This window comes from Pseudomonas sp. BGA-UO-ETr-WB11, from assembly GCF_059567785.1.
This window is the reverse complement of the sequence record NZ_JCAQOS010000003.1, coordinates 300,045-322,031: the sequence shown is the minus strand read 5'-3', so window position 1 is coordinate 322,031 and position 21,987 is coordinate 300,045. Positions and strand designations below refer to the sequence as shown.

Sequence of the window (21,987 nt, the reverse complement as noted above, 5' to 3'; positions counted from 1 at the left end):
CTAGCCACGCTCCGCAAGCAACTGCTCGACTTCAGCCAGACGCTCATGGGTGCCGACATCCACCCAGCGACCGCCGTAGCGCTCACCACTGACCTGGCCAGCCGCCATGGCCTGGCGCAATAACGGCGCCAGCTTGAAGGCGCCGTCCGAGCAGTCGGCAAACAGGTGCGGGCTGAGCAACGCCAGACCGCTGTAGGTAAGGCTCGGCTGCCCGGCGCTGGCGTTCAGCACCTGGCCATCCTGCAGGGCAAAATCGCCCTGAGGGTGGTGTGCTGGATTGTCCACCAGCACCAGATGGGCCAGCCCATTCAGACTGCGTGGCAGATTATCGAAACTGTAATCCGTCCAGATATCACCATTGACCAGCAGAAACGGCTCGTCGCCCAGCAACGGCAGGGCGCGAAAGATGCCGCCGCCGGTTTCCAGCGGCTCGTGCTCCGCCGAATAGCGGATCTGCACGCCAAAACGCGCGCCGTCACCCAGATGATCCTCAATTTGCTGGCCGAGCCAGGCGTGGTTGATTACCACGTCGCAGATCCCGGCTGCCGCCAGGGCACGCAGGTGATACTCGATCAAGGGCACGCCGGCCACTGGCACCAGCGGCTTGGGCGTGTACAGGGTCAGAGGGCGTAGACGCTCACCCTTGCCGGCGGCCAGGATCATCGCCTTCATGCCGGCACATCCGCCGCCTGCGGCAGGCTGGCCAGCAGTTCGCCCAATTCAGCCAGCTCCGGTCGGCGCGCCAGCACTTCGTGGATATAGGCAAAGAAACGCGGCACGTCGCCCAGGTATTTGGGCTTGCCATCGCGATGGCAAATCCGCGCGAAGATGCCGATGACTTTGAGGTGGCGCTGCACGCCCATCAGATCGCTGGCCCGCAGAAAGTCCTCCAACTGCACCTGCACCGGGATGCCGACCGCCTGGGCCTGCTGCCAATACTGTTCGAGCCAGCCACGCACCCGCTCGGGCGGCCAACTGAGGAAGGCATCTTTAAACAGACAGGTCACGTCATAGGTCACCGGGCCATAGACCGCATCCTGAAAATCCAGCACGCCCGGATTGGGGCTGCTGAGCATCAGGTTGCGCGGCATATAGTCACGGTGCACCAGCACCTGGGGCTGGGCCAGGGCGCTATCGATCAAGACGCTGCAGATCCGCTGCCAGGCAGCCGCCTGCTCGGCATTCAAGGTCAGTTGCAGGTGCTTGGCTAGGTACCAGTCAGGAAACAACTGCAGCTCACGACGCAGCAAAGCGTCGTCATACACCGGCAAACCATCCGTCAGGGGCAATTGCTGGAATTGCAGCAAGGCATTCAAGGCCGCGGCGAACAGCTCATCGGCGTTCTCCGCGGTAATCACGTCCAGGTAGGTCTGCCGGCCCAGATCGGGCAGCAGCAGAAAGCCTTGCGCCAGGTCGGCAGCAAGGATCTGCGGCACATGCGCATCGGCCTGAGCCAGCAGCCCGGCGACCTTGACGAAGGGCGTGCAGTCTTCCTGGGGTGGCGGCGCATCCATCACAATCAGCGTGCGGCCCCCCCCTTCCCAGCGAAAATAACGGCGGAAGCTGGCGTCACTGCTGGCACTGGTGAGGCTGGCCGGCGGCACGTCGCCCCACCCTTGGCGAGCAAACAGGGCCGGCAATTGCAGCTCCAGCCAGTGGCGCAGCTGGGTTAAACGTAGATCTTCATCAGGCATTGCAAGGGTCTCCGACGGCGCTAGCCGTTGCGCGGGTCATGCTTTATTATCCAGCATCTTTTTCAGCCCATCGAGAGGCATGCAGCTTCCTGCATGTTGATGGCGCGCAGGAAGCCCGGAAAACAAGATGGCAGTAAAATCCCCCGCGTTCCGCAAAAAATTTCCATTGCTGGTGACTGGCAGCCTGTTGGCTATGCAGCCATTGGCTGTGCCCTTCGCTGTGGCCGCCGAGCAGTTTGATTGCCAAGTGTCCGCCTCCGGCGGCTGGGCCTGCGCCCCGAAAAGCACCGCGGCCAAGCTGCCACCACGGCCGACCCACAGTGCCACCGCCGTTAGTGCCGTGGCCGCTGACAGCGCTGGCGATACCAGTACCGCGAAAACGGCGCTGGTCACTGACAGCGAGGGCAAAGGCCTAAGCTCGCGCAGCGCCGACTATAGCCATCTCGATTGGGTGCCGCGCGACAAACTTAGCGCCGCCCAACTGGCCGAAGCCGGTCCGTACTGCGCTGGCGCCTATATCGAGCCAACGCGGCCGGGCATGAACGACGATACGCCACTGAATGACGCGCCAATGTTCGTCTCGGCTAAAGCCTCGCGCTTTGAGCAGGAGCAGCAAGTCGCCACCCTCGCCGGTGATGTGGTGCTGCGCCAAGCCGGCCTGCAGGTTGAAGCTGACGAAGCGAGCCTGTATCAGACGGAAAACCGTGGCGAGCTGGTCGGCAACGTGCGCCTGCGTGACAAGGGTGCTCTGGTGGTCGGCGACCGTGCCGAGCTGCAACTGGACACCGGTGCGGCGAAAATCGACAACGCTGAATACGTCATGCACAAAGGCCATGTGCGCGGCAACGCGCTGTATGCCAAGCGCCAGGAAGACGCCATCATCCGTCTCAAGGACGGTACTTACACCCGTTGCGAACCTGGCAACAACGCTTGGCACCTGAAGGGCAACAACATCAAGCTGAACCCGCTCACCGGTTTCGGCACTGCCACCAACGTCACGCTGCGGATTAAAGACATACCGGTGTTCTACACCCCGTATATCTACTTCCCGATCGATGACCGTCGTCAGTCCGGCTTCCTCGCCCCGAGCATCAGCTCGTCCAGCGACAACGGCATGACCCTGCAGACGCCTTATTACTTCAACCTGGCGCCTAACTACGATGCCACCCTCTATCCGACCTATATGGCCGATCGTGGGTTACTGCTGGAAGGCGAAGGTCGCTACCTGACCAAGAGCAGCGAAGGTCAGATCGGCGCAGCCATCCTCAACGATGAAAATGACGACCGCGAACTGCAGTCCGAATATGAAGACACCCGCTGGATGTACAGCTGGCAGCACAAAGGTGGCTTGGACTCGCGCCTGTTGAGCGAAGTGGACTTCACCGACATCAGCGATCCCTACTACTTCCAGGACCTGGACACCGACCTGGGCATCGACACGCCCAGCTTCGTTAACCAGCAAGGTGCTTTGACCTGGCGCGGCGACAGCTACACCGCACGCCTGAATGCCCACGCCTATGAAATGGCCACGGTTACCGAGATCACCCCGTACAACCGCCTGCCACAGATCACCCTGGATGGCGTAGTACCGGTTGAGGCTGGCGGCCTGAAAATGACTTACGCCAGTGAATTGGTGCGCTTCGACCGCGACCTGCGCAAAGGCTACTTCACCGACGAAGACGGCAACACCGGCACCGACGCCCAGCGCTGGTATGACGACCGTATCAGCGGCCTGGCTCGCGCCAACGGTGACCGTGCTCACGTCGCGCCCGGCCTGAGCCTGCCGATGAGCAACAGCTACGGCTATGTCACTCCGTCGATCAAGTACCTGTACACCGATTACGACCTGACCCTGGACAGCATCGGCAAGGCGCAAGTGGGCGCTTTTGATGATGCCCCAGATCGCGGCGTAGCCGTTTCCAGCGTCGACAGCGGCCTGTACTTCGACCGCAACACCCAGCTGTTCGGCAAAGACTACCGCCAGACCTTGGAACCGCGCCTGTTCTACCTCTATGTACCCGAAGAGAAACAGGACGACATCCCGATCTTTGACAGTGGCGAGAGCCGCTTCAACTATGGCTCGCTGTTTCGCGAAAACCGCTTCAGCGGCCGCGACCGGGTGGGCGACGAGAACAAGCTGTCCCTCGGCGTAACCAACCGCTGGATCGAGCCTAACGGCTTCGAACGGCAGACCTTCAGCATCGGCCAGGCGGCGTACTTTGCCGACCGTAAAGTGCAGATGCCGGGCATCGACTACCGCGACCGTGCAGACGCCAAGACCTCGCAGTCGCCTTATGCGCTGGAATACCTCTACCGCTTCAACCGCGACTGGCGCCTGTCGTCCGACTTCAACTGGGACGAGAGCACTCACAGCACCCGTTCCGGCAGCGCGATGTTCCACTACCAGCCGCAGGACAACCTCAACAAGGTGGTCAACCTCGGTTATCGCTACAGCAATGACACCGTGGTCTACGACCCAGAGAGTGGCACCTGGCAGCAGGGCGGCGATTACGGCAACCCGGGCGACAGCAACTACATCAAGGATTACTACAAAGTCAGTCAGCACGACTTCTCCACCATCTGGCCGCTGGTGCCACAGTGGAGCGTCATTGCCCGCTGGCAGCATGACTACAACCGCAACCGCACCCTGGAAGCCTTTGGTGGCTTCGAGTACGACAGTTGCTGCTGGAAACTGCGCCTGATCAATCGCTACTGGGTCGACAATAACGAAGTCAGCCTGTCCCCTTCCCAGAACGAGCAAGGCGACCACGGGATTTTCCTGCAGATCGTGCTCAAAGGCCTCGGCGGTGTCGTAGGCAACAAGACTGGGACTTTCCTCGACCAAGGCATTCAAGGTTATCGTGAACGTGAAGACCAAGCTTTCTGATTGTCTGCGCCCGCTGTTGCTGGGCGCAGTGTTTCTCGGTACCTCGGTACACGCCGAAGTACAGCCCCTCGACCGCGTAGTGGCCATCGTTGATACTGACGTGGTCATGCAAAGCCAGCTGGACCAACGCGTACGTGAAGTGCAGCAGACCATTGCCAAGCGCGGTGACAGCCTGCCGCCTGAGCATGTTCTGAGCCAGCAGGTGCTTGAGCGCCTGATAATCGAGAACATCCAGCTGCAGATCGGCGACCGCTCCGGCATTCGCATCACTGACGAAGAGCTCAACCAGGCCGTCGGCACCATTGCCCAGCGTAACAACCTGAGCCTGGAGCAGTTCCGAGCCGCCCTGGAGCGTGACGGCCTGTCCTATGAGGATGCTCGCGAGCAGATCCGTCGGGAAATGATCATCAGCCGCGTGCGTCAACGCCGGGTGGCCGAACGTATTCAGGTCAGCGACCAGGAAGTGGAAAACTTCCTTGAGTCGGAAAGCGGCAAGATGCAGCTGTCGGTCGAGTACCGCCTGGCCAACATCCTGATTCGAGTGCCGGATGCGGCTTCCGCCGACGAAATCCAGGCAGCCGATCGCCGGGCTCAGGAGCTGTACCAGCAACTGCAGCAAGGCGCTGACTTTGCCCAGCTGGCGATTGCCAGTTCGGCCAGTGAAACCGCTCTCGAGGGCGGCAACATGGGCTGGCGTAAAGCGGCCCAGCTGCCGACACCATTCGACTCGATGATCGGCGCCCTGAGCGTTGGCGAAACCACTGAGCCCGTGCGCACTCCTGGCGGCTTTATCCTGATCAAACTGCTGGAAAAACGCGGCGGCGAAACCCAGGTACGCGACGAAGTGCATGTGCGTCACGTGCTGATCAAGCCGAGCGAAATTCGCAGCGAAGCCGAGACCAAGCGTCTGGCCGAGCGCGTTTATGAGCGCATCATGGCCGGCGAAGACTTCGCCGAACTGGCGAAAGACTTCTCGGAAGATCCGGGTTCAGCCCTCAACGGCGGCGATCTCAACTGGATCGACCCGAATGCCCTGGTGCCGGAATTCCGCGCAGTGATGGCGCAAACCGAAAGCGGTGAAGTGTCCAAACCGTTCAAAAGCGCCTTCGGCTGGCACGTCCTGCAGGTCATGGGCCGCCGCGCCACTGACGGCAGCGAGCAGTTCCGCAAGCAACAAGCCCTCAGCGTTCTGCGTAACCGCAAATACGAAGATGAGTTGCAAGCCTGGCTGCGCCAGATCCGCGACGAGGCCTACGTAGAAAGCAAGCTGTGAGCCTGCCCCGCTTTGCCGTTACCCCCGGCGAGCCCGCCGGCATTGGTCCCGACCTGTGCCTGCTGCTCGCCGCGCAAGCCCAGCCTTACCCACTGATCGCCATCGCCAGCCAGCCCTTGCTGGCGGCGCGGGCGAGCCAGTTGCAACTAACCGTACAGTTAATCCCGGTTGAGCCCGGCCACTGGCCCGAGCAACCGGCGGCTGCAGGTAGCCTGTACGTCTGGGACACACCACTGAGCGCCCCCGTGGTGGCCGGCCAGCTTGACCCGGCCAACGCTGCTTATGTACTGGAAACCTTGCACCGCGCGGGTTCCGGCTGCATCAACGACGACTTTGCCGGAATGATCACCGCGCCCGTACACAAAGGCGTGATCAACCAAGCTGGCATCCCCTTCTCTGGCCACACTGAATACCTGGCCGAGCTGACCCACACCGAACAGGTGGTGATGATGCTCGCCACCCATGGCCTGCGGGTTGCACTGGTGACCACCCACCTGCCCCTGCGCAATGTCGCTGATGCCATCACGCCTGAGCGCCTCGAACGGGTCACCCGCATCCTGCATGCCGACCTAGTCAACAAGTTCGGCATTGCTGCCCCGCGCATCCTGGTCTGCGGCCTCAACCCCCATGCAGGTGAAAGCGGGCACATGGGCCGCGAGGAAATCGACATCATCGAGCCGTGCCTGGCACGCCTGCGTGACGACGGTTTGAACCTGATTGGCCCGTTGCCCGCCGACACCTTGTTCACCCCCAAGCACCTAGAGCACTGCGATGCGGTGCTGGCCATGTACCACGATCAGGGCCTGCCCGTGCTCAAGTACAAAGGCTTCGGCGCGGCGGTGAACATCACCCTTGGCCTGCCGATTATTCGCACTTCAGTCGACCACGGCACCGCCCTGGACCTGGCCGGCAGCGGCAAGGTCGACACCGGCAGCCTGCAGGTCGCACTGCAAACCGCCTACCAGATGGCCGTGCACGGCTAGGGTCTGTTCCCGCTTCATTCGCTCGCAATGAAACGGGAGCAGACCTAAGCGCAAACACCGAACGGTGTGGCTTTGCTGTTAAACTGCCGGCCTTTTGCATTCGCTCAAGCGTATCGCTTGGGGCCCGGAGCCGCGTCCATGACCGAGAATTACCAACACCGCGCGCGCAAGCGCTTCGGCCAGAACTTCCTGCACGATGCTGGGGTGATTCACCGCATCCTGCGCGGCATCCACGCCCGTCCGGGCGAGCGCCTGCTGGAAATCGGTCCAGGTCAGGGTGCGCTCACCGAAGGTCTGCTCAACAGCGGTGCACAGTTGGATGTGATCGAGCTGGACCACGATCTGGTGCCTATTCTGCGTGCCAAGTTCGGCAGCAACCCGGCCTTCAACCTGCACCAGGGCGATGCCCTGAAGTTCGACTTCAACAGCCTCAACCCGGAACCGCGCAGCCTGCGCGTAGTTGGCAACCTGCCGTACAACATCTCAACCCCGCTGATCTTCCACCTGCTGGCCAATGCCGGGGTGATCCGCGACATGCACTTTATGCTGCAAAAGGAAGTGGTCGAGCGCCTGGCTGCCACCCCTGGCGGCGGTGACTGGGGCCGCCTGTCGATCATGGTGCAGTACCACTGCCGCGTGGAACACCTGTTCAACGTGGGCCCAGGCGCCTTCAATCCACCGCCGAAAGTCGACTCCGCCATCGTCCGTCTAACACCCCACGACGTGCTGCCGCACCCAGCCAAGGACCATCGTCTGCTTGAACGCGTGGTCCGTGAAGCCTTTAACCAACGGCGTAAAACCCTGCGTAACACCCTTAAGGCCCTGCTCAGCACAGCTGAAATCGAAGCCGCCGGTGTTGATGGCAGCCTGCGCCCGGAACAGCTCGACCTGGCCGCCTTCGTGCGCCTGGCCGACCAGCTCAGTCAGCAGCCGAGCCCGCAGACAAGCGCCGACTAAGGCCCTAGACTCAGCTTTTGGCCGCACCCGCCTGGCGGGCTGCGGTCCAGCGCCAGGCCCATCCGGCTCCGACCCTATTCAGCAGAGCCCTGCCCATGCCCAAACCCGCACAGCAAATCGACGTCAGCGTCACCTCGCGCTTTCTGCCGGAACAATCACAGCCGGAACAGAACCGCTACGCCTTCGCCTACACGGTCACCCTCAACAACAGCGGCCAACTGGCAGCCAAGTTGCTGAGCCGCCACTGGGTGATTACCGACGGCGATGGCCATGTGCAGGAAGTCCGCGGCCCCGGCGTGGTCGGCCAGCAGCCGCGGCTCGAACCCGGCGAGCAATACAGCTACAGCAGCGGCACCTTGATGACCACCCGCGTGGGCTTTATGCAAGGCAGCTACCAGATGCAGACCGATGACGGAGCCACTTTCGACGCCCCCATCGCCCCCTTCCGCCTAGTGGTCCCGGGAGCGCTGCACTGACATGACCGTCTACGCCGTCGGCGACCTGCAAGGCTGCCTGCAACCACTGCAATGCCTGCTCAAAGAGGTGGCCTTCGACCCCGCGAAGGATCGTTTGTGGCTGGTTGGCGACCTGGTCAACCGTGGCCCGCAGTCGCTGGAAACCCTGCGCTTTCTCTACGCCATGCGCGACTCTCTGACTTGCGTGCTGGGCAATCACGATTTGCACCTGCTGGCCGTGGCGCACAACCGCGAGCGCCTGAAAAAGGGCGACACGCTGCAGGAAATTCTCGATGCTCCCGATCGCGACGACCTGCTCAACTGGCTGCGCCAGCAAAAACTCCTGCACTACGACGCCGAGCGCGACACCCTGCTGGTGCATGCCGGCATTCCGCCACAGTGGACCCTGAACAAAGCCCTCAAGCGCGCGACGGAGGTGGAAGACGCCTTGCGCGATGACACGCGCCTGCCGCTGTTTCTCGAGGGCATGTATGGCAATCAGCCGAACCGTTGGGACAAGGACCTGCAAGGTATTGCCCGCCTGCGGGTGATCACCAATTACCTGACGCGCATGCGGTTCTGCAGCGCCGATGGCAGCCTCGACCTGAAGAGCAAGGAGGGCGTCGACAGTGCCCCCGCCGGCTTCGCCCCCTGGTTCAGCTACAACAACCGCAAGACCCGCAGCCATAAAATCATTTTTGGCCACTGGGCAGCCCTCGAAGGGCGCTGCACCCAACCCAACCTGTTCGCCCTGGACAGCGGCTGCGTATGGGGCGGCGCCATGACCCTGTTGAACCTCGACAGCGGCGCCAAACACCTGTGCCAGTGCCACGAACAGCGGCGCCCTGCCGCACCCACCACAACCCACGAACAACCCCGCAGCGAGGCAAGCCCATGACTGACTTCAAACGCATCGCCCCAGCCCAGGCTCAGGCCCTGCGCGCCCAGGGTGGCGTAGTGGTCGATATCCGTGACCCACAAAGCTTCGCCATGGGCCATATCAGCGGCTCCCAGCACCTGGACAACCACTCCCTGCACGACTTTATCGCCAAGGCCGATCTCGACCAGCCACTGGTGGTGGTCTGCTACCACGGCAACTCCAGTCAAAGCGCCGCTGCTTACCTGGTCGGCCAAGGCTTTGCCGAGGTCTACAGCCTCGACGGCGGTATCGAGCTATGGCGCAGCACCTACCCCGCCGAGGTTAGTCAAAGCCCCGCCGAATAAAAATTTTCCCCCGCCCAGCCCGCCGCCGCCGCGCCCTGCACCGACAAATCGGCAGACGGGCGGCGCGCCAGCCCTTGACCTCGCCGATTCCGAACTATTCTTTGCCATAGGCCCTGCTTGATCAGAACGAGCTGCCCGCAGCTCATGGCCATTGATGAGATCTTTTGGTGTCCCGGGGGATTCACGTCAGCTGCGTGGCAACCACTGCACGACTGGTCCCATGGCGACTCCGAGCCCCGCGAGGTGACGTCATGACTATTTTCAGCCACTTCCAGAACCGCTTCGAGGCCACTCGCCAGGAGGAGTACTCCCTGCAGGAGTACCTCGACCTGTGCAAACAGGATCGCAGCGCCTACGCCACCGCCGCCGAGCGCCTGCTGATGGCCATTGGCGAGCCGCAACTGGTGGACACCACCAGCAACTCGCGGCTGTCGCGGATCTTCTCCAACAAGGTGATCCGCCGCTACCCGGCCTTCGCCGACTTCCATGGCATGGAAGAGTGCATTGACCAGATCGTCGCCTATTTCCGCCACGCGGCCCAAGGCCTGGAGGAGAAGAAACAGATCCTCTACCTGCTCGGCCCGGTGGGTGGCGGAAAGTCGTCGCTGGCGGAGAAACTCAAGCACCTGATGGAGAAAGTGCCCTTCTATGCGATCAAGGGCTCGCCGGTGTTCGAGTCACCTCTAGGGCTGTTCAATGCCGCCGAGGATGGCGCCATCCTCGAAGAAGACTTCGGCATTCCGCAGCGCTACCTGTCCACCATCATGTCGCCCTGGGCGGCCAAGCGCCTGGCCGAGTACGGCGGCGACATCAGCCAGTTCCGCGTGGTCAAACTCTACCCATCGATCCTCAACCAGATCGCCGTGGCCAAGACCGAACCGGGCGATGAGAACAACCAGGACATCTCCGCACTGGTCGGCAAGGTCGACATCCGCAAGCTGGAGGAATACCCACAGAACGATGCCGACGCCTACAGCTACTCCGGCGCCCTGTGCCGCGCCAACCAAGGGCTGATGGAATTCGTCGAGATGTTCAAGGCGCCGATCAAGGTGCTGCATCCGCTGCTGACGGCCACTCAGGAAGGCAACTACAACAGCACCGAAGGCCTCGGCGCGATTCCGTTTATGGGCATCCTGCTGGCGCACTCCAACGAGTCCGAGTGGCACAGCTTCCGCAACAACAAGAACAACGAAGCCTTTATCGACCGCATCTACATCGTCAAGGTGCCCTACTGCCTGCGCGTCAGCGACGAGATCAAGATCTACGAGAAGCTGCTCACCAACAGCTCCCTGGCCAATGCCCACTGCGCCCCGGACACCCTGAAGATGCTCGCCCAGTTCTCGGTCTTGAGCCGCCTCAAGGAGCCGGAAAACTCCAACGTCTACTCGAAGATGCGCGTGTATGACGGCGAAAACCTCAAGGACACCGACCCCAAGGCCAAGTCGCTGCAGGAGTATCGCGACAGCGCCGGCGTCGACGAGGGCATGAATGGCCTGTCGACCCGCTTCGCCTTCAAGATCCTCTCCAAGGTGTTCAACTTCGACCCCCACGAGATCGCCGCCAACCCGGTGCACCTGCTGTACGTACTGGAACAGCAGATCGAGCAAGAGCAATTCCCTGCCGAGGTGCGCGAACGCTACCTGCGCTACCTGAAGGAATACCTGGCGCCGCGCTACATCGAGTTTATCGGCAAGGAAATCCAGACCGCCTACCTGGAGTCCTACAGCGAATACGGGCAAAACATCTTCGACCGCTATGTGCTGTACGCCGACTTCTGGATTCAGGATCAGGAATACCGCGACCCGGAAACCGGCGAAATTCTCAACCGCGTGGCCCTCAACGAGGAGTTGGAGAAGATCGAAAAACCCGCCGGCATCAGCAACCCGAAAGATTTCCGCAACGAAATCGTCAACTTCGTCCTGCGTGCCCGCGCCAACAACAATGGCAAGAACCCAACCTGGCTGAGCTACGAGAAGCTGCGGGTGGTGATCGAGAAGAAAATGTTCTCCAACACCGAAGACCTGCTGCCCGTTATCAGCTTCAACGCCAAAGCCAGCAAGGAGGACCAGCAAAAACACAACGATTTCATCACCCGCATGGTCGAGCGTGGCTACACCGAGAAACAGGTGCGCCTGCTGTCCGAGTGGTACCTGCGGGTGCGCAAGTCGCAGTAAGCGACCGGTCGTTGTTGCCGCCAGGCTGTTTGACCGCCGCCTGGCGAATCCGTCTGCCCTGCACGCGGGTTCAAAGGAGTTGCCATGAGCTATGTGATAGACCGCCGCCTGAACGGCAAGAACAAGAGCACGGTGAACCGGCAGCGCTTTCTGCGCCGTTACCGCGAGCACATCAAGAAGGCCGTGGAAGAGGCCGTCAGTCGCCGCTCGATCACCGACATGGAGCACGGCGAGCAGATCAGCATTCCTGGCCGTGATACCGACGAACCGGTGCTGCACCACGGCCGCGGCGGCAAGCAGACGGTGGTCCACCCCGGCAACAAGGAGTTCGTCAGCGGCGAGCAAATCGCCCGCCCCAGCGACGGAAGCGGCGGCAAAGGCGCAGGTAAAGCCAGCAACTCCGGCGAGGGCATCGACGAGTTCGTATTCCAGATCACCCAGGAAGAGTTTCTCGACTTCATGTTCGAGGACCTGGAGCTGCCCAACCTAGTAAAACGCCACCTGACCGGCAGCGAAACCTTCAAGACCGTACGCGCCGGCATCAGCAATGACGGCAATCCCTCGCGGATCAATATCGTCCGCACCCTACGCTCAGCCCACGCCCGACGCATCGCCCTGTCGGGCAGCAGCCGGGCCAAACTGCGCAGCTGCATGGCCGAACTGGAGCGCCTGCTGCGCGACGAACCGGACAACTTCGACGACATTCGCCTGCAAGAAGAGCAAATCAGCCAGTTGCGCGCGCGCATCAAGCGCGTGCCCTTTCTCGACACCTTCGACCTCAAGTACAACCTGCTGGCCAAACAGCCCAACCCCAGTTCGAAAGCCGTGATGTTCTGCCTGATGGACGTTTCCGGCTCCATGACCCAGGCTACCAAGGATGTGGCCAAGCGCTTCTTCATCCTTCTTTATCTGTTCCTCAAGCGCAATTACGACAAGATCGAGGTGGTATTCATCCGCCACCACACCAGCGCAAAAGAGGTCGACGAGGAGGAGTTTTTCTATTCCCGCGAGACCGGCGGCACCATCGTCTCCAGCGCCCTGAAACTGATGCAGGAGATCATGGCCGAGCGCTATGCGGTCAACGAATGGAACATCTACGCCGCCCAGGCGTCCGACGGCGACAACTGGAATGACGACTCACCGGTGTGCCGCGACATTCTGATCAAGCAGATCATGCCGTTCATGCAGTACTTCACCTACGTCGAGATCACCCCCCGCGAGCACCAAGCACTGTGGCTCGAATATGAACAGGTCGGCGCGGCCTTTGCCGATAGTTTTGCCCAGCAACAGCTGATCTCCAGCGGCGACATTTACCCGGTATTTCGCGAACTCTTTCAACGGAGACTGGCGACATGACCCCACCCAGCAAAGCACCCGGTGAACGGGCCGCACAACCGCTGTCCACGGGTTCGGAATGGACCTTCGAGCTGATTCGTAGCTACGACCACGAGATCGCTCGCCTGGCCAAACGCTATGCCCTGGACACCTATCCGAACCAGATCGAGGTGATCACCGCCGAGCAGATGATGGACGCCTACGCCTCCGTCGGCATGCCGCTGGGCTATCACCACTGGTCCTACGGCAAGCATTTTCTCAGCACGGAAAAGTCCTACAGCCGCGGCCAAATGGGCCTGGCCTACGAGATCGTGATCAACTCCGACCCGTGCATCGCCTACCTGATGGAAGAAAACACCATCTGCATGCAAGCCCTGGTAGTGGCCCACGCCTGCTACGGCCACAACAGCTTCTTCAAGGGCAACTACCTGTTCCGCACCTGGACCGATGCCAGCTCGATCATCGACTACCTGGTGTTTGCCAAGCAGTACATCATGCAATGCGAAGAGCGCCACGGCATCGATGCCGTCGAGGAGCTGCTGGACTCCTGCCACGCTCTGATGAACTACGGCGTCGACCGCTACAAACGCCCTTACCCGATTTCTGCCGAGGAAGAACGCCAGCGCCAGCAGGACCGCGAAGAGCACCTGCAAAAGCAGATCAACGACCTCTGGCGCACCATACCGAAAGGCGCCAGCAAGGGTGCTGACAAGGACAATGCACGCTTCCCCGCCGAACCACAGGAGAACATCCTTTATTTTCTGGAAAAACACGCGCCCCTGCTGGAGCCCTGGCAACGCGAAGTGGTGCGCATCGTGCGCAAGATCTCGCAGTATTTTTACCCGCAACGCCAGACTCAGGTGATGAACGAGGGCTGGGCCACCTTCTGGCACTACACCCTGATGAACGACCTGTATGACGAAGGCCTGGTCACCGACGGCTTTATGCTGGAGTTCCTCCAATACCATACTGGTGTGATCGCCCAACCTGGCTTCGACAGCCCCTACTACAGCGGCATCAACCCCTATGCCCTGGGCTTTGCCATGTACCGCGATATCCGCCGGATCTGTGAAGAGCCGACCGAAGAAGACCGCCTGTGGTTCCCCGACATCGCCGGCAGCGACTGGCTGGCCACCTTGAAATTCGCCATGCAGAGCTTCAAGGACGAGAGTTTTATCCTGCAGTACCTGTCGCCCAAGGTGATCCGCGACTTCAAGCTGTTCAGCATCCTCGACGACGATCGCCGCGAAGACCTGCTGGTGCCTGCCATCCACGATGAGAACGGCTACCGCAGCATCCGTGAACTGCTAGCCGCGCAATACAACCTGGGCAACCGCGAGCCCAATATCCAGATCTGGAGCATCGACCGCCGCGGCGACCGCTCACTGACCCTGCGCCACCAGCAACACGAGCGCAAACCCCTGGGCGACTCCACCGAAGAGGTGCTCAAGCACCTGCACCGCCTGTGGGGCTTTGATATTCATCTGGAAAGCCGCCAAGGCGAGCAACTGATAAGCACCCTGCACGTCCCACCCAAGAATGACAGCGAGCTGCCACGCCTGGACCTGGCCATGCCACCCATTTGATTGGTTGACCGAGGCGCTGACCGTGGTGAGCATGCTGGCATTTCCCCGGAGCCCTCGGCTAATGCGCATATTCCCCGTTTTGCTGGTGTGCCTGGCCTTAGCCACCTGCTCCAGCCACCTGCTGTTGCCGCAGGTGACAACCCCTGCCCAACCCGGCCTGCGCGACCTCAGCAGTGTGCAGCTGATCGCCGTAAGCGCCAGCAACGACAGCCAAGCCCCCGCCGAACGCGCGACCCTGCTCACCAGCCTGCTGCGCGACGGCCTGAGCCTGCGCGGTTACCGTGAAGGCTCGCCAGCGCAACTGCGCGCTTACTACTGGCTGGGGCTGCGCAGCGAACCCGTTGAACTCAGCACCGATCTACCACCGCCTGGCCTCCTTGGCCCTTACCAGAGCGTGCACCGCCTCAAGGAAGAGCGTGCCACCCTGCACCTGCGCCTTACCGACCTGCAGGACCACGTGCTCTGGGAAGGCCAGGTCGACACCGGCCTCAGCCCCGCCTGGGACAGCGACGAGCAACTGCACAAGGCCAGCAACGCCCTGCTGCAACAAGTGCCCATGGCCCGCTAAGCGCCATACTCCCGGTTCAGACGGTATGCTGTAGGCCTGACGAAGGAGTTCCCATGCAGATTTACAAGGTCGGCGGCGCCGTGCGCGACCGCTTGCTCGGTCAACCGGTCACCGACATCGACTGGCTGGTGGTAGGCGCTACGGTTGAACAGATGCTGGCCCAGGGCTTTCGCCCGGTCGGCGACGACTTCCCGGTGTTTCTCCACCCGCAAACGGGCGAGGAATACGCCCTCGCCCGCACCGAGCGCAAATCCGGCCAGGGCTACGGTGGCTTCACCTTCTTCGCCAGCCCGGACGTCAGCGTCGAAGACGACCTGATTCGCCGCGACCTGACTATCAACGCCATGGCCGAAGACGCCCAGGGCCAGTTGTACGACCCCTACGGCGGCCAGCGCGACCTCGAAGCCCGCCTGCTGCGCCATGTATCCCCGGCCTTCGCCGAAGACCCGCTGCGGGTGCTGCGCGTCGCCCGTTTTGCCGCGCGCTACGCACCCCTGGGCTTTCACGTGGCCGATGAAACCCTGGCGTTGATGCGCCAACTCAGCGAATCCGGTGAATTGCAGGCACTGACCGCCGAACGCAGCTGGAAGGAAATCTCCCGCGCCCTGATGGAGCCGCGCCCAGACGTGTTCATCCGCGTACTGCACGCGTGTGGCGCCCTACAAGAGCTGCTGCCGGAAGTTGACGCGCTGTTCGGTGTCCCGCAGCCCGCCGCCCATCACCCGGAAATCGACACCGGCGAGCACGTGCTCAGCGTGCTGCGCCAATGCGCCGAACACCAGCAGCCACTGACGGTGCGCTGGGCCTGCCTGCTGCACGATGTCGGCAAGGGCCTAACGCCAGAGGCCGAGTGGCCCCGGCATATCGCCCACGAGCGCACGGGGCTGAAGCTGATCCGCGCAATCAATCAACGCTACAAGGCGCCCAAGGATTGCCAGGAGCTGGCCGTGCAGGTCGGCGAGTTCCACACCCACGGCCATCGCGCGCTGGAGCTCAAGGCCGCCACCCTGCTCAAGCTGCTGCAAGGTTTCGATGTGTTCCGCCGTCCGCAGCGTTTTGAAGAATTTATCGCCGCCTGCGAGATGGATGCCCGCGGCCGCCTGGGCTTCGAGCAGCGCGCCTACCCGCAAGCCGACTACCTGCGCGCCGCCATGCACGCAGCCCGTGCGGTGGCCGTACAACCGCTGCTTGAACGCGGCCTGCAGGGTGCCGCACTGGGCGCCGCATTGCAGGAAGCACGCCTGCAGGCGCTGCAGCAATTTCGGCAGAACACCGCACGACCGTAGCGCCGCCCGCCGCACACTGATAGGCTGCAGGCCTTGCAGCACTAGGCCTCCAGCCAATACAAGCATGTTTTTTGACGCCAAAAACTGAGCGCATGAGCTTTACTTAACAAGAGCCTGCCTTGCCACGCGCCAACGCGCGTGCATCAGCGCCGAACAGGCCACGCCGGAGACCTCACCTTGTATCTCAATCGTTCAGTGTTTATGCGCGCCAATCGAAACGTTCTCTGCACCGTCCTGCTGACACTCTGGTCGGCGCTGACCCAGGCCGAATCCACCCCGGAGAGCGCCACACTGCGCGCCACTCAGGTCGCCCACGTGGTGCACGGTATTCTCAGCTATGCCCGTTGGCCGCAGCAGCCGCAAAGCCTGCGCCTGTGTGTGATCGCGCCAACCGAGTACGCCGACTTGCTGTGGCAAAATCACGAGCTGGAATCCCGCCTGCCGGTACAAGCCAAACGCCTGCTAATCGACAGTCCGCTGCTGGAAACCGACTGTGAAGCTGTCTACCTCGGCGTAATCGAAGAAAGCCAGCGCATCGAGCTATTCAGCCGCCTGGTCGGCAAACCGATCCTGACCATCAGTGAAGCCAGCCAGGCCTGCAGCGAAGGCAGTCTGTTCTGCCTCGGCATCAGCGATGAGCATGTGGCGTTCAAGGTCAACCTAGACGCTGTCGCCCGCAGCGGCATCCGCATTCACCCCAACGTGCTGCAGCTGGGCAAGCGTGCAGGCCCACAGCCATGAACCGCAGAAAGCCCAAAGTCATTCAACAGCGCCTCAGCCTGCGCCGCCTGCTGCAGAGCGCGCACCTGCGCGTCGCCCTGCTGGCCATGGGGCTGACCAGCCTGTCGCTGACCCTGGTCAGCCTGCTGGCACTCAGCACCTACGCCGGCCATAACCTGCAACTAATTGCCCGCTCCCTGGCGTACACCCTGGAAGCTGCCGTGGTGTTCAATGACCGCACCGCCGTGCGTGAAACCCTGGAACAGGTCTGCAAGAGCGAAGAAATCGCCCAGTTGGCCGTTTTCGATAAAAATGGCGCGCTGCTCGCCCGCCTGGACGCCCCCAACAGCACGGTACTGAACAGCGCCGAGCAAGCCATCGCCCACCTGCTGCTGCCGGACGTGGTGATCCAGCCCATCACCTACCAGGGCCAACAGATAGGCGCACTGCACCTCAGCGGCCAAGGCACCACCCTGCTGCGTTTCCTGCTCGGCGGCCTGTTCGGTCTGCTGGCCAGCCTGGCGCTCAGTGCATTGGGCGCGATCTATGGCTCCAAACGCATACAACGGGCGATTACCGAACCACTGCGCAACCTGTCGCACGTGGCGCACAGTATTTCTACGCAGCGCACCTTCAACGAGCGCGTGCCGGCCACCCCGATCGCCGACCTCAACGAGCTGGCCGAGAACTTCAACGCCCTGCTCGATCAACTTGAGGCCTGGCAGCACCAACTGGAGCGCGAGAATGCCTCGCTGGCGCACCAAGCCAGCCACGATGCACTGACCGGGCTGCCCAACCGCGCCTTTTTCGAATCGCGCCTGCTCGGCAGCATGCGCCAAGCCCGCGACAGCAACACCCAGATGGCGGTGATGTTTCTCGACAGCAACCGCTTCAAGGAGATCAACGATCAGCTCGGCCATGCCGCTGGCGACGCTGTGCTGATCGCCATCGCCCAGCGCCTGCGCGCCCAGCTGCGTGAAGGTGACACCGTCGCGCGCCTGGGTGGCGACGAGTTTGCGGTGCTGCTCGAGCCCATCCACCATGAAAATGACGCGGCACTGATCGCCGACAAGATCATCGACAGCATGCGCGCGCCCATCGCCCTTCCCGAAGGCGGCAGCATCACCAACTCACTCAGTATCGGCATCGCCCTGTACCCGAAGCATGCCGACAATCCTGAAGCGCTCGTGCACAAAGCGGATGTCGCCATGTATCAAGCCAAGCGCAACCAGGGCGGACGAACCATGGCCAAAAGCCAGAACTCAATTACCAACTGAAAAGGAACTTCATCGTGCGCAGTTTAATTCGATTGATGTTGATCAGCGTGCTCGGCGCAGCACTCCTCAGCGGCTGCCAGAGCGCCCCCAAGGGCCTCAGCGCCGAACAGGTGGCAGTGCTCAAGAGCAATGGTTTCCAGTGGACCGAAGATGGCTGGGAGCTGGGCCTCTCCGGAAAAGTGCTGTTCGACACCAACTCCGAAGTCGTCTCCAGCGCCAGCAACGCCCAACTGACGCAAATCACCCGCGCCCTGCTGGGTGTCGGTATTCAGCAGGTGCGTCTGGAGGGCCACACCGACAATGTCGGCCAGGCGGCGTATAACCAGCAGCTGTCACTGCGCCGCGCGCAGACGGTGGCAACCGTGATGCAAAGTGCAGGCATGGATGCGCAGCTGATTGCGACCCACGGCATGGGCCAAAGCAAGCCAATTGCCGACAACGCCACCGCCGAAGGGCGCAGCGAAAACCGTCGCGTGGCGATTATCGTCAGCACCCCCTGATCAGGGCTTGGCCGGATACTCGGCGCACAAGGCCGCGGGCGTTAGCGGCTGCTCACGCCAGCTGAACGCCACCGGCCACAGCTGCTGCTCAATCTGCGCTGTCTGCCAGAGGTCGGCAAAGCAACGCTGCACGCCGGGATGCACGGTATGCGGCGCGTGCAAAGCCAGCGGCCAAAGCACAAAGGCATTTTTGAGGATTTCAGCCCGTGGCAGCACCAGGCCATCAAAATCGCCCACCTGCTCGCCATACAGCAGCACATCGATATCCAGCGGCAGTCCCTTGCGGCCGGGGGCGTAGCGGCCATTGTCGGCCTCGATCAGCTTCAGTCGCTGGTCCAACTCCGCCAGTGTCAAATCGGTCTCGCCCGACACCACCAGATTGAAGAATGGGCCACTGCTGATACCCACCGGCTCGCTCTCGAACACCGGTGAGCACTGCAGGGAACCGACAAAGCCGGCCAAGGCATCGAGCCCGGCGCGCAGGTGCCGTTCGCGCTCGATATTGCTGCCGAGGCCAAGAAATATCCGCGTCACAGGCATCCGCGCTCGATCTCCACGCCGACACCACTGGCAGCCGGCACGGCGCCGGGCTTGGTCAGCTTGAGGCGCAGCCAGGGAATGTGAAATTCGTCCATCAGCAGCGCCGCCAGGCGCTCGGCGAAGGTTTCCACCAGGATAAATTGCGCGTCCTGGGCAAAGGCCTGAATGCGCGTCGAGACCGTGGCGTAATCCAACGCCAGGCTCAGGTCATCATTGGCCGCCGGCTTGCGGTTGTCCCAGGCGAAGCTCAAGTCCAGGCGCAGGCACTGGCGAATCTCGCGCTCCCAGTCATAGGCGCCGATCACCGTATCGACCTCCAGCCCTTCGATAAACACTCTGTCCACGTACGCTGCTCCGGCACGACAAGGGCGCCATGCGCCGTTAGAATCGGGGCTTACCCGCCCCGGAATGGAAACCATGTTTTGGCTCTTGGCGTTCCTCGCCTACCTGCTCGGCTCCTTGTCGTTTGCCATCCTGCTCAGTCGCCTGGCGGGCGGCCCCGACCCCCGTGATGGCGGTTCAGGCAACCCCGGCGCCAGCAACATGTTACGCCTGGCAGGAAAGAAACTGGCCATCCTCACCCTGCTCGGTGACTTGAGCAAAGGCCTGCTGCCAGTACTGGTGGCGGCGGCTTGGCACTTCAGCATCCAGCAACAAGCCTGGATTGGTCTGGCGGCAGTCGTTGGTCACCTCTACCCGGTGTTTTTTCGCTTCCGTGGCGGCAAGGGCGTGGCCACTGCCGCCGGCATGCTCCTGGGCCTCTATCCGCCCGCGGCTTTACTGGCGGTAGGCGCCTGGCTGCTGAGCTTTCAGCTGACCCGCATCAGTTCCCTCGCTGCGCTGATTGCCACACCGCTGACACTGCCCTTGCTGGCCTGGCAACAACCCGGCGCCCTGCTGCCCATGAGCGCGCTGTGCGGCCTGATTGTCTGGCGCCACCGCGGCAATTTACGCGACCTGTTCGCCGGGCGCGAACGGCATTTTTGAGCGATCAACCTGCAGCTGCCTCATAGCGGCAACAATTGCTCCATTGGCCAACGAGCCTGCACACCAATCGCCGGGCCGTCCTGCTGCCCCGCCAGCAGGCGCTGACAGCCCGCATACGCGATCATCGCACCGTTATCGGTACAGAACCGTGGCCGCGCGTAGAAGACCTGACCACCGAGCTCCTTGAGCATCTTCTCCAGGCCGCTGCGCAATGCCTGATTGGCACTCACGCCACCGGCGATAACCAGACTCTTCAAATGCGTGTGCTTCAGCGCGCGCTTGCATTTGATGGTCAGGGTTTCAACCACCGCCTGCTGAAACGCCAGGGCGATATCACAACGAACCTGCTCGTCAGCCTCGCCACCGGTGCGCTGTTGCTGCCAGGTATTCAGGGCAAAAGTCTTCAAGCCGCTGAAACTGAAGTCCAGCCCCGGCCGATCGGTCATCGGCCGGGGGAAAACAAACCGCCCAGGCACGCCACGTTCAGCCAGGCGCGCAATCTCTGGGCCGCCCGGATAGACCAGCCCGAGCATCTTGGCGGTCTTGTCGAAGGCCTCGCCAGCGGCATCGTCCAGCGACTCGCCGAGCAACGCATAACGGCCGATGCCATCCACGCGTACCAACTGGGTATGGCCACCCGACACCAACAAAGCGACGAACGGAAACTGCGGCGGCTGCTCTTCCAGCATTGGCGCCAGCAAATGACCTTCCATGTGGTGCACGCCCAGCGCCGGAATCTCCCAGGCAAACGCCAGCGCCTGGGCGCACGAAGCGCCCACCAGCAAGGCACCGACCAGGCCGGGGCCCGCGGTATAGGCAATGGCGTCAATATCCTGAGCCGTACACCCCGCCTCCTCCAGCACCTGGCGGATCAGCGGCAGCATGCGCTTGACGTGATCGCGCGAGGCCAACTCCGGCACCACGCCGCCGTAGGCACGGTGCAAATCAATTTGACTGAACAGCGCATCGGCCAACAGACCGCGCTCACTGTCGTATAACGCGACGCCGGTTTCGTCGCAGGAAGTCTCTAATCCCAGCACTAGCATGGGTTTGCGCCTTTAAGGGTGGGCAAAATCGAAGGCGCGCATGATAATGCCCACCCCGGGCACCGACCAGCGGTTTTCGATCAGAGGCTTTGCATTCCTCGCGCCAAGGGGTTAACATCCGCAACCCTTAAAAACCGACGTTCTCCCGTGCCATTTGCCAGGAGTGCGTTCACCATCGGTACATTGTGAAGGTAAGCCCTGGATGCCAGCCGTCAAAGTTAAAGAGAACGAACCCTTCGACGTAGCTCTGCGTCGCTTCAAGCGCTCCTGCGAAAAGGCCGGTGTACTGGCTGAAGTGCGCAGCCGCGAATTCTACGAAAAGCCCACCTCTGAGCGTAAGCGCAAGGCAGCAGCCGCTGTTAAGCGTCACGCGAAGAAAGTGCAGCGCGAACAGCGCCGTCACGTGCGCATGTACTAAGTTACACGTCGCACAGCTAGCGCTTCAGCACAATGCCCGACCTCGGTCGGGCATTGCGTTTTATTGAGCACCACTCC

At 62.0% G+C, this 21,987-nt stretch carries 22 protein-coding genes; 17 read left to right on the top strand and 5 right to left on the bottom strand.

Annotated features, from left to right (window positions below; genetic code table 11):
* Entirely contained in the window at positions 1–672 is a 672-nt protein-coding gene (murU, locus tag AC56DI_RS02970; protein ID WP_496344872.1) for an N-acetylmuramate alpha-1-phosphate uridylyltransferase MurU, read from the bottom strand.
* A complete protein-coding gene (locus AC56DI_RS02965) occupies positions 669–1,694 on the bottom strand; it encodes an aminoglycoside phosphotransferase family protein (protein WP_496344871.1) in 1,026 nt (341 codons plus the stop codon). The genes murU and AC56DI_RS02965 overlap by 4 nt, the downstream gene beginning before the upstream one ends.
* Before the next feature lie 127 nt (positions 1,695–1,821).
* Here AC56DI_RS02965 and AC56DI_RS02960 point away from each other — a divergent pair, with 127 nt between their 5' ends.
* The 15 genes from AC56DI_RS02960 (at position 1,822) to yfiB (ending at position 18,919) form a co-directional block, all read left to right on the top strand.
* Entirely contained in the window at positions 1,822–4,581 is a 2,760-nt protein-coding gene (locus tag AC56DI_RS02960) for an LPS-assembly protein LptD (protein ID WP_496344870.1), read from the top strand.
* Positions 4,562–5,854 (top strand): peptidylprolyl isomerase, encoded by a 1,293-nt coding sequence (locus tag AC56DI_RS02955; protein WP_496344869.1) that lies wholly within the window; start codon positions 4,562–4,564, stop codon positions 5,852–5,854. The genes AC56DI_RS02960 and AC56DI_RS02955 overlap by 20 nt, the downstream gene beginning before the upstream one ends.
* Complete coding sequence (pdxA, locus tag AC56DI_RS02950) at positions 5,851–6,837, top strand: 4-hydroxythreonine-4-phosphate dehydrogenase PdxA (protein WP_496344868.1); 987 nt, start codon at positions 5,851–5,853, stop codon at positions 6,835–6,837. Before AC56DI_RS02955 ends, pdxA begins: the two co-directional genes overlap by 4 nt.
* A gap of 138 nt (positions 6,838–6,975) precedes the next feature.
* On the top strand, positions 6,976–7,794 hold the full coding sequence (rsmA, locus tag AC56DI_RS02945; RefSeq protein WP_496344867.1) for a 16S rRNA (adenine(1518)-N(6)/adenine(1519)-N(6))-dimethyltransferase RsmA: 819 nt from the start codon (positions 6,976–6,978) through the stop codon (positions 7,792–7,794).
* Between the two features lie 95 nt (positions 7,795–7,889).
* Positions 7,890–8,270 (top strand): Co2+/Mg2+ efflux facilitator ApaG/CorD, encoded by a 381-nt coding sequence (gene apaG / locus AC56DI_RS02940; RefSeq protein ID WP_324520585.1) that lies wholly within the window; start codon positions 7,890–7,892, stop codon positions 8,268–8,270.
* 1 nt (position 8,271) lies between these two features.
* Positions 8,272–9,147 carry a symmetrical bis(5'-nucleosyl)-tetraphosphatase gene (locus AC56DI_RS02935; protein ID WP_496344866.1) on the top strand — a complete coding sequence of 292 codons (876 nt, stop codon included), beginning with the start codon at positions 8,272–8,274 and terminating at the stop codon, positions 9,145–9,147.
* On the top strand, positions 9,144–9,473 hold the full coding sequence (gene glpE / locus AC56DI_RS02930; RefSeq protein WP_496344865.1) for a thiosulfate sulfurtransferase GlpE: 330 nt from the start codon (positions 9,144–9,146) through the stop codon (positions 9,471–9,473). Before AC56DI_RS02935 ends, glpE begins: the two co-directional genes overlap by 4 nt.
* Before the next feature lie 251 nt (positions 9,474–9,724).
* Complete coding sequence (locus tag AC56DI_RS02925) at positions 9,725–11,647, top strand: PrkA family serine protein kinase (RefSeq protein WP_496344864.1); 1,923 nt, start codon at positions 9,725–9,727, stop codon at positions 11,645–11,647.
* A gap of 84 nt (positions 11,648–11,731) precedes the next feature.
* Positions 11,732–13,003: a YeaH/YhbH family protein gene (locus AC56DI_RS02920; protein ID WP_496344863.1), complete on the top strand. Its 1,272-nt coding sequence runs from the start codon at positions 11,732–11,734 to the stop codon at positions 13,001–13,003.
* Positions 13,000–14,568 (top strand): SpoVR family protein, encoded by a 1,569-nt coding sequence (locus AC56DI_RS02915; RefSeq protein WP_496344862.1) that lies wholly within the window; start codon positions 13,000–13,002, stop codon positions 14,566–14,568. Before AC56DI_RS02920 ends, AC56DI_RS02915 begins: the two co-directional genes overlap by 4 nt.
* A 61-nt stretch (positions 14,569–14,629) precedes the next feature.
* Complete coding sequence (locus AC56DI_RS02910) at positions 14,630–15,136, top strand: DUF4136 domain-containing protein (protein WP_496344861.1); 507 nt, start codon at positions 14,630–14,632, stop codon at positions 15,134–15,136.
* A 53-nt stretch (positions 15,137–15,189) separates the two neighbouring features.
* Complete coding sequence (locus AC56DI_RS02905) at positions 15,190–16,422, top strand: multifunctional CCA addition/repair protein (protein WP_496344860.1); 1,233 nt, start codon at positions 15,190–15,192, stop codon at positions 16,420–16,422.
* A gap of 201 nt (positions 16,423–16,623) precedes the next feature.
* Positions 16,624–17,163 carry a regulatory sequestration protein YfiR gene (gene yfiR, locus AC56DI_RS02900; RefSeq protein WP_496344859.1) on the top strand — a complete coding sequence of 180 codons (540 nt, stop codon included), beginning with the start codon at positions 16,624–16,626 and terminating at the stop codon, positions 17,161–17,163.
* Positions 17,160–18,419 carry a diguanylate cyclase DgcN/YfiN gene (gene dgcN, locus AC56DI_RS02895; RefSeq protein WP_496344858.1) on the top strand — a complete coding sequence of 420 codons (1,260 nt, stop codon included), beginning with the start codon at positions 17,160–17,162 and terminating at the stop codon, positions 18,417–18,419. The genes yfiR and dgcN overlap by 4 nt, the downstream gene beginning before the upstream one ends.
* A 35-nt stretch (positions 18,420–18,454) precedes the next feature.
* Positions 18,455–18,919, top strand: coding sequence for an outer membrane lipoprotein YfiB (gene yfiB / locus AC56DI_RS02890; RefSeq protein ID WP_496344905.1), 465 nt, complete (start codon positions 18,455–18,457; stop codon positions 18,917–18,919).
* Here yfiB and folK read toward each other — a convergent pair whose 3' ends face one another.
* Together folK and folB are read right to left on the bottom strand one after the other, a co-directional pair.
* Complete coding sequence (gene folK, locus AC56DI_RS02885) at positions 18,920–19,459, bottom strand: 2-amino-4-hydroxy-6-hydroxymethyldihydropteridine diphosphokinase (protein ID WP_496344857.1); 540 nt, start codon at positions 19,457–19,459, stop codon at positions 18,920–18,922.
* The gene (gene folB, locus AC56DI_RS02880; RefSeq protein ID WP_496344856.1) at positions 19,450–19,803 is read right to left on the bottom strand and encodes a dihydroneopterin aldolase; all 354 of its coding nucleotides are present in this window, start codon (positions 19,801–19,803) and stop codon (positions 19,450–19,452) included. Before folB ends, folK begins: the two co-directional genes overlap by 10 nt.
* 73 nt (positions 19,804–19,876) lie before the next feature.
* Here folB and plsY point away from each other — a divergent pair, with 73 nt between their 5' ends.
* The gene (plsY, locus tag AC56DI_RS02875; protein ID WP_496344855.1) at positions 19,877–20,446 is read left to right on the top strand and encodes a glycerol-3-phosphate 1-O-acyltransferase PlsY; all 570 of its coding nucleotides are present in this window, start codon (positions 19,877–19,879) and stop codon (positions 20,444–20,446) included.
* 20 nt (positions 20,447–20,466) lie between these two features.
* On the opposite strand, the gene tsaD is transcribed toward plsY, so the two are convergent.
* On the bottom strand, positions 20,467–21,492 hold the full coding sequence (gene tsaD / locus AC56DI_RS02870; protein WP_496344854.1) for a tRNA (adenosine(37)-N6)-threonylcarbamoyltransferase complex transferase subunit TsaD: 1,026 nt from the start codon (positions 21,490–21,492) through the stop codon (positions 20,467–20,469).
* A gap of 202 nt (positions 21,493–21,694) precedes the next feature.
* Here tsaD and rpsU point away from each other — a divergent pair, with 202 nt between their 5' ends.
* The gene (gene rpsU, locus AC56DI_RS02865) at positions 21,695–21,910 is read left to right on the top strand and encodes a 30S ribosomal protein S21 (protein ID WP_324520602.1); all 216 of its coding nucleotides are present in this window, start codon (positions 21,695–21,697) and stop codon (positions 21,908–21,910) included.
* Positions 21,911–21,987 lie beyond the last annotated feature (77 nt).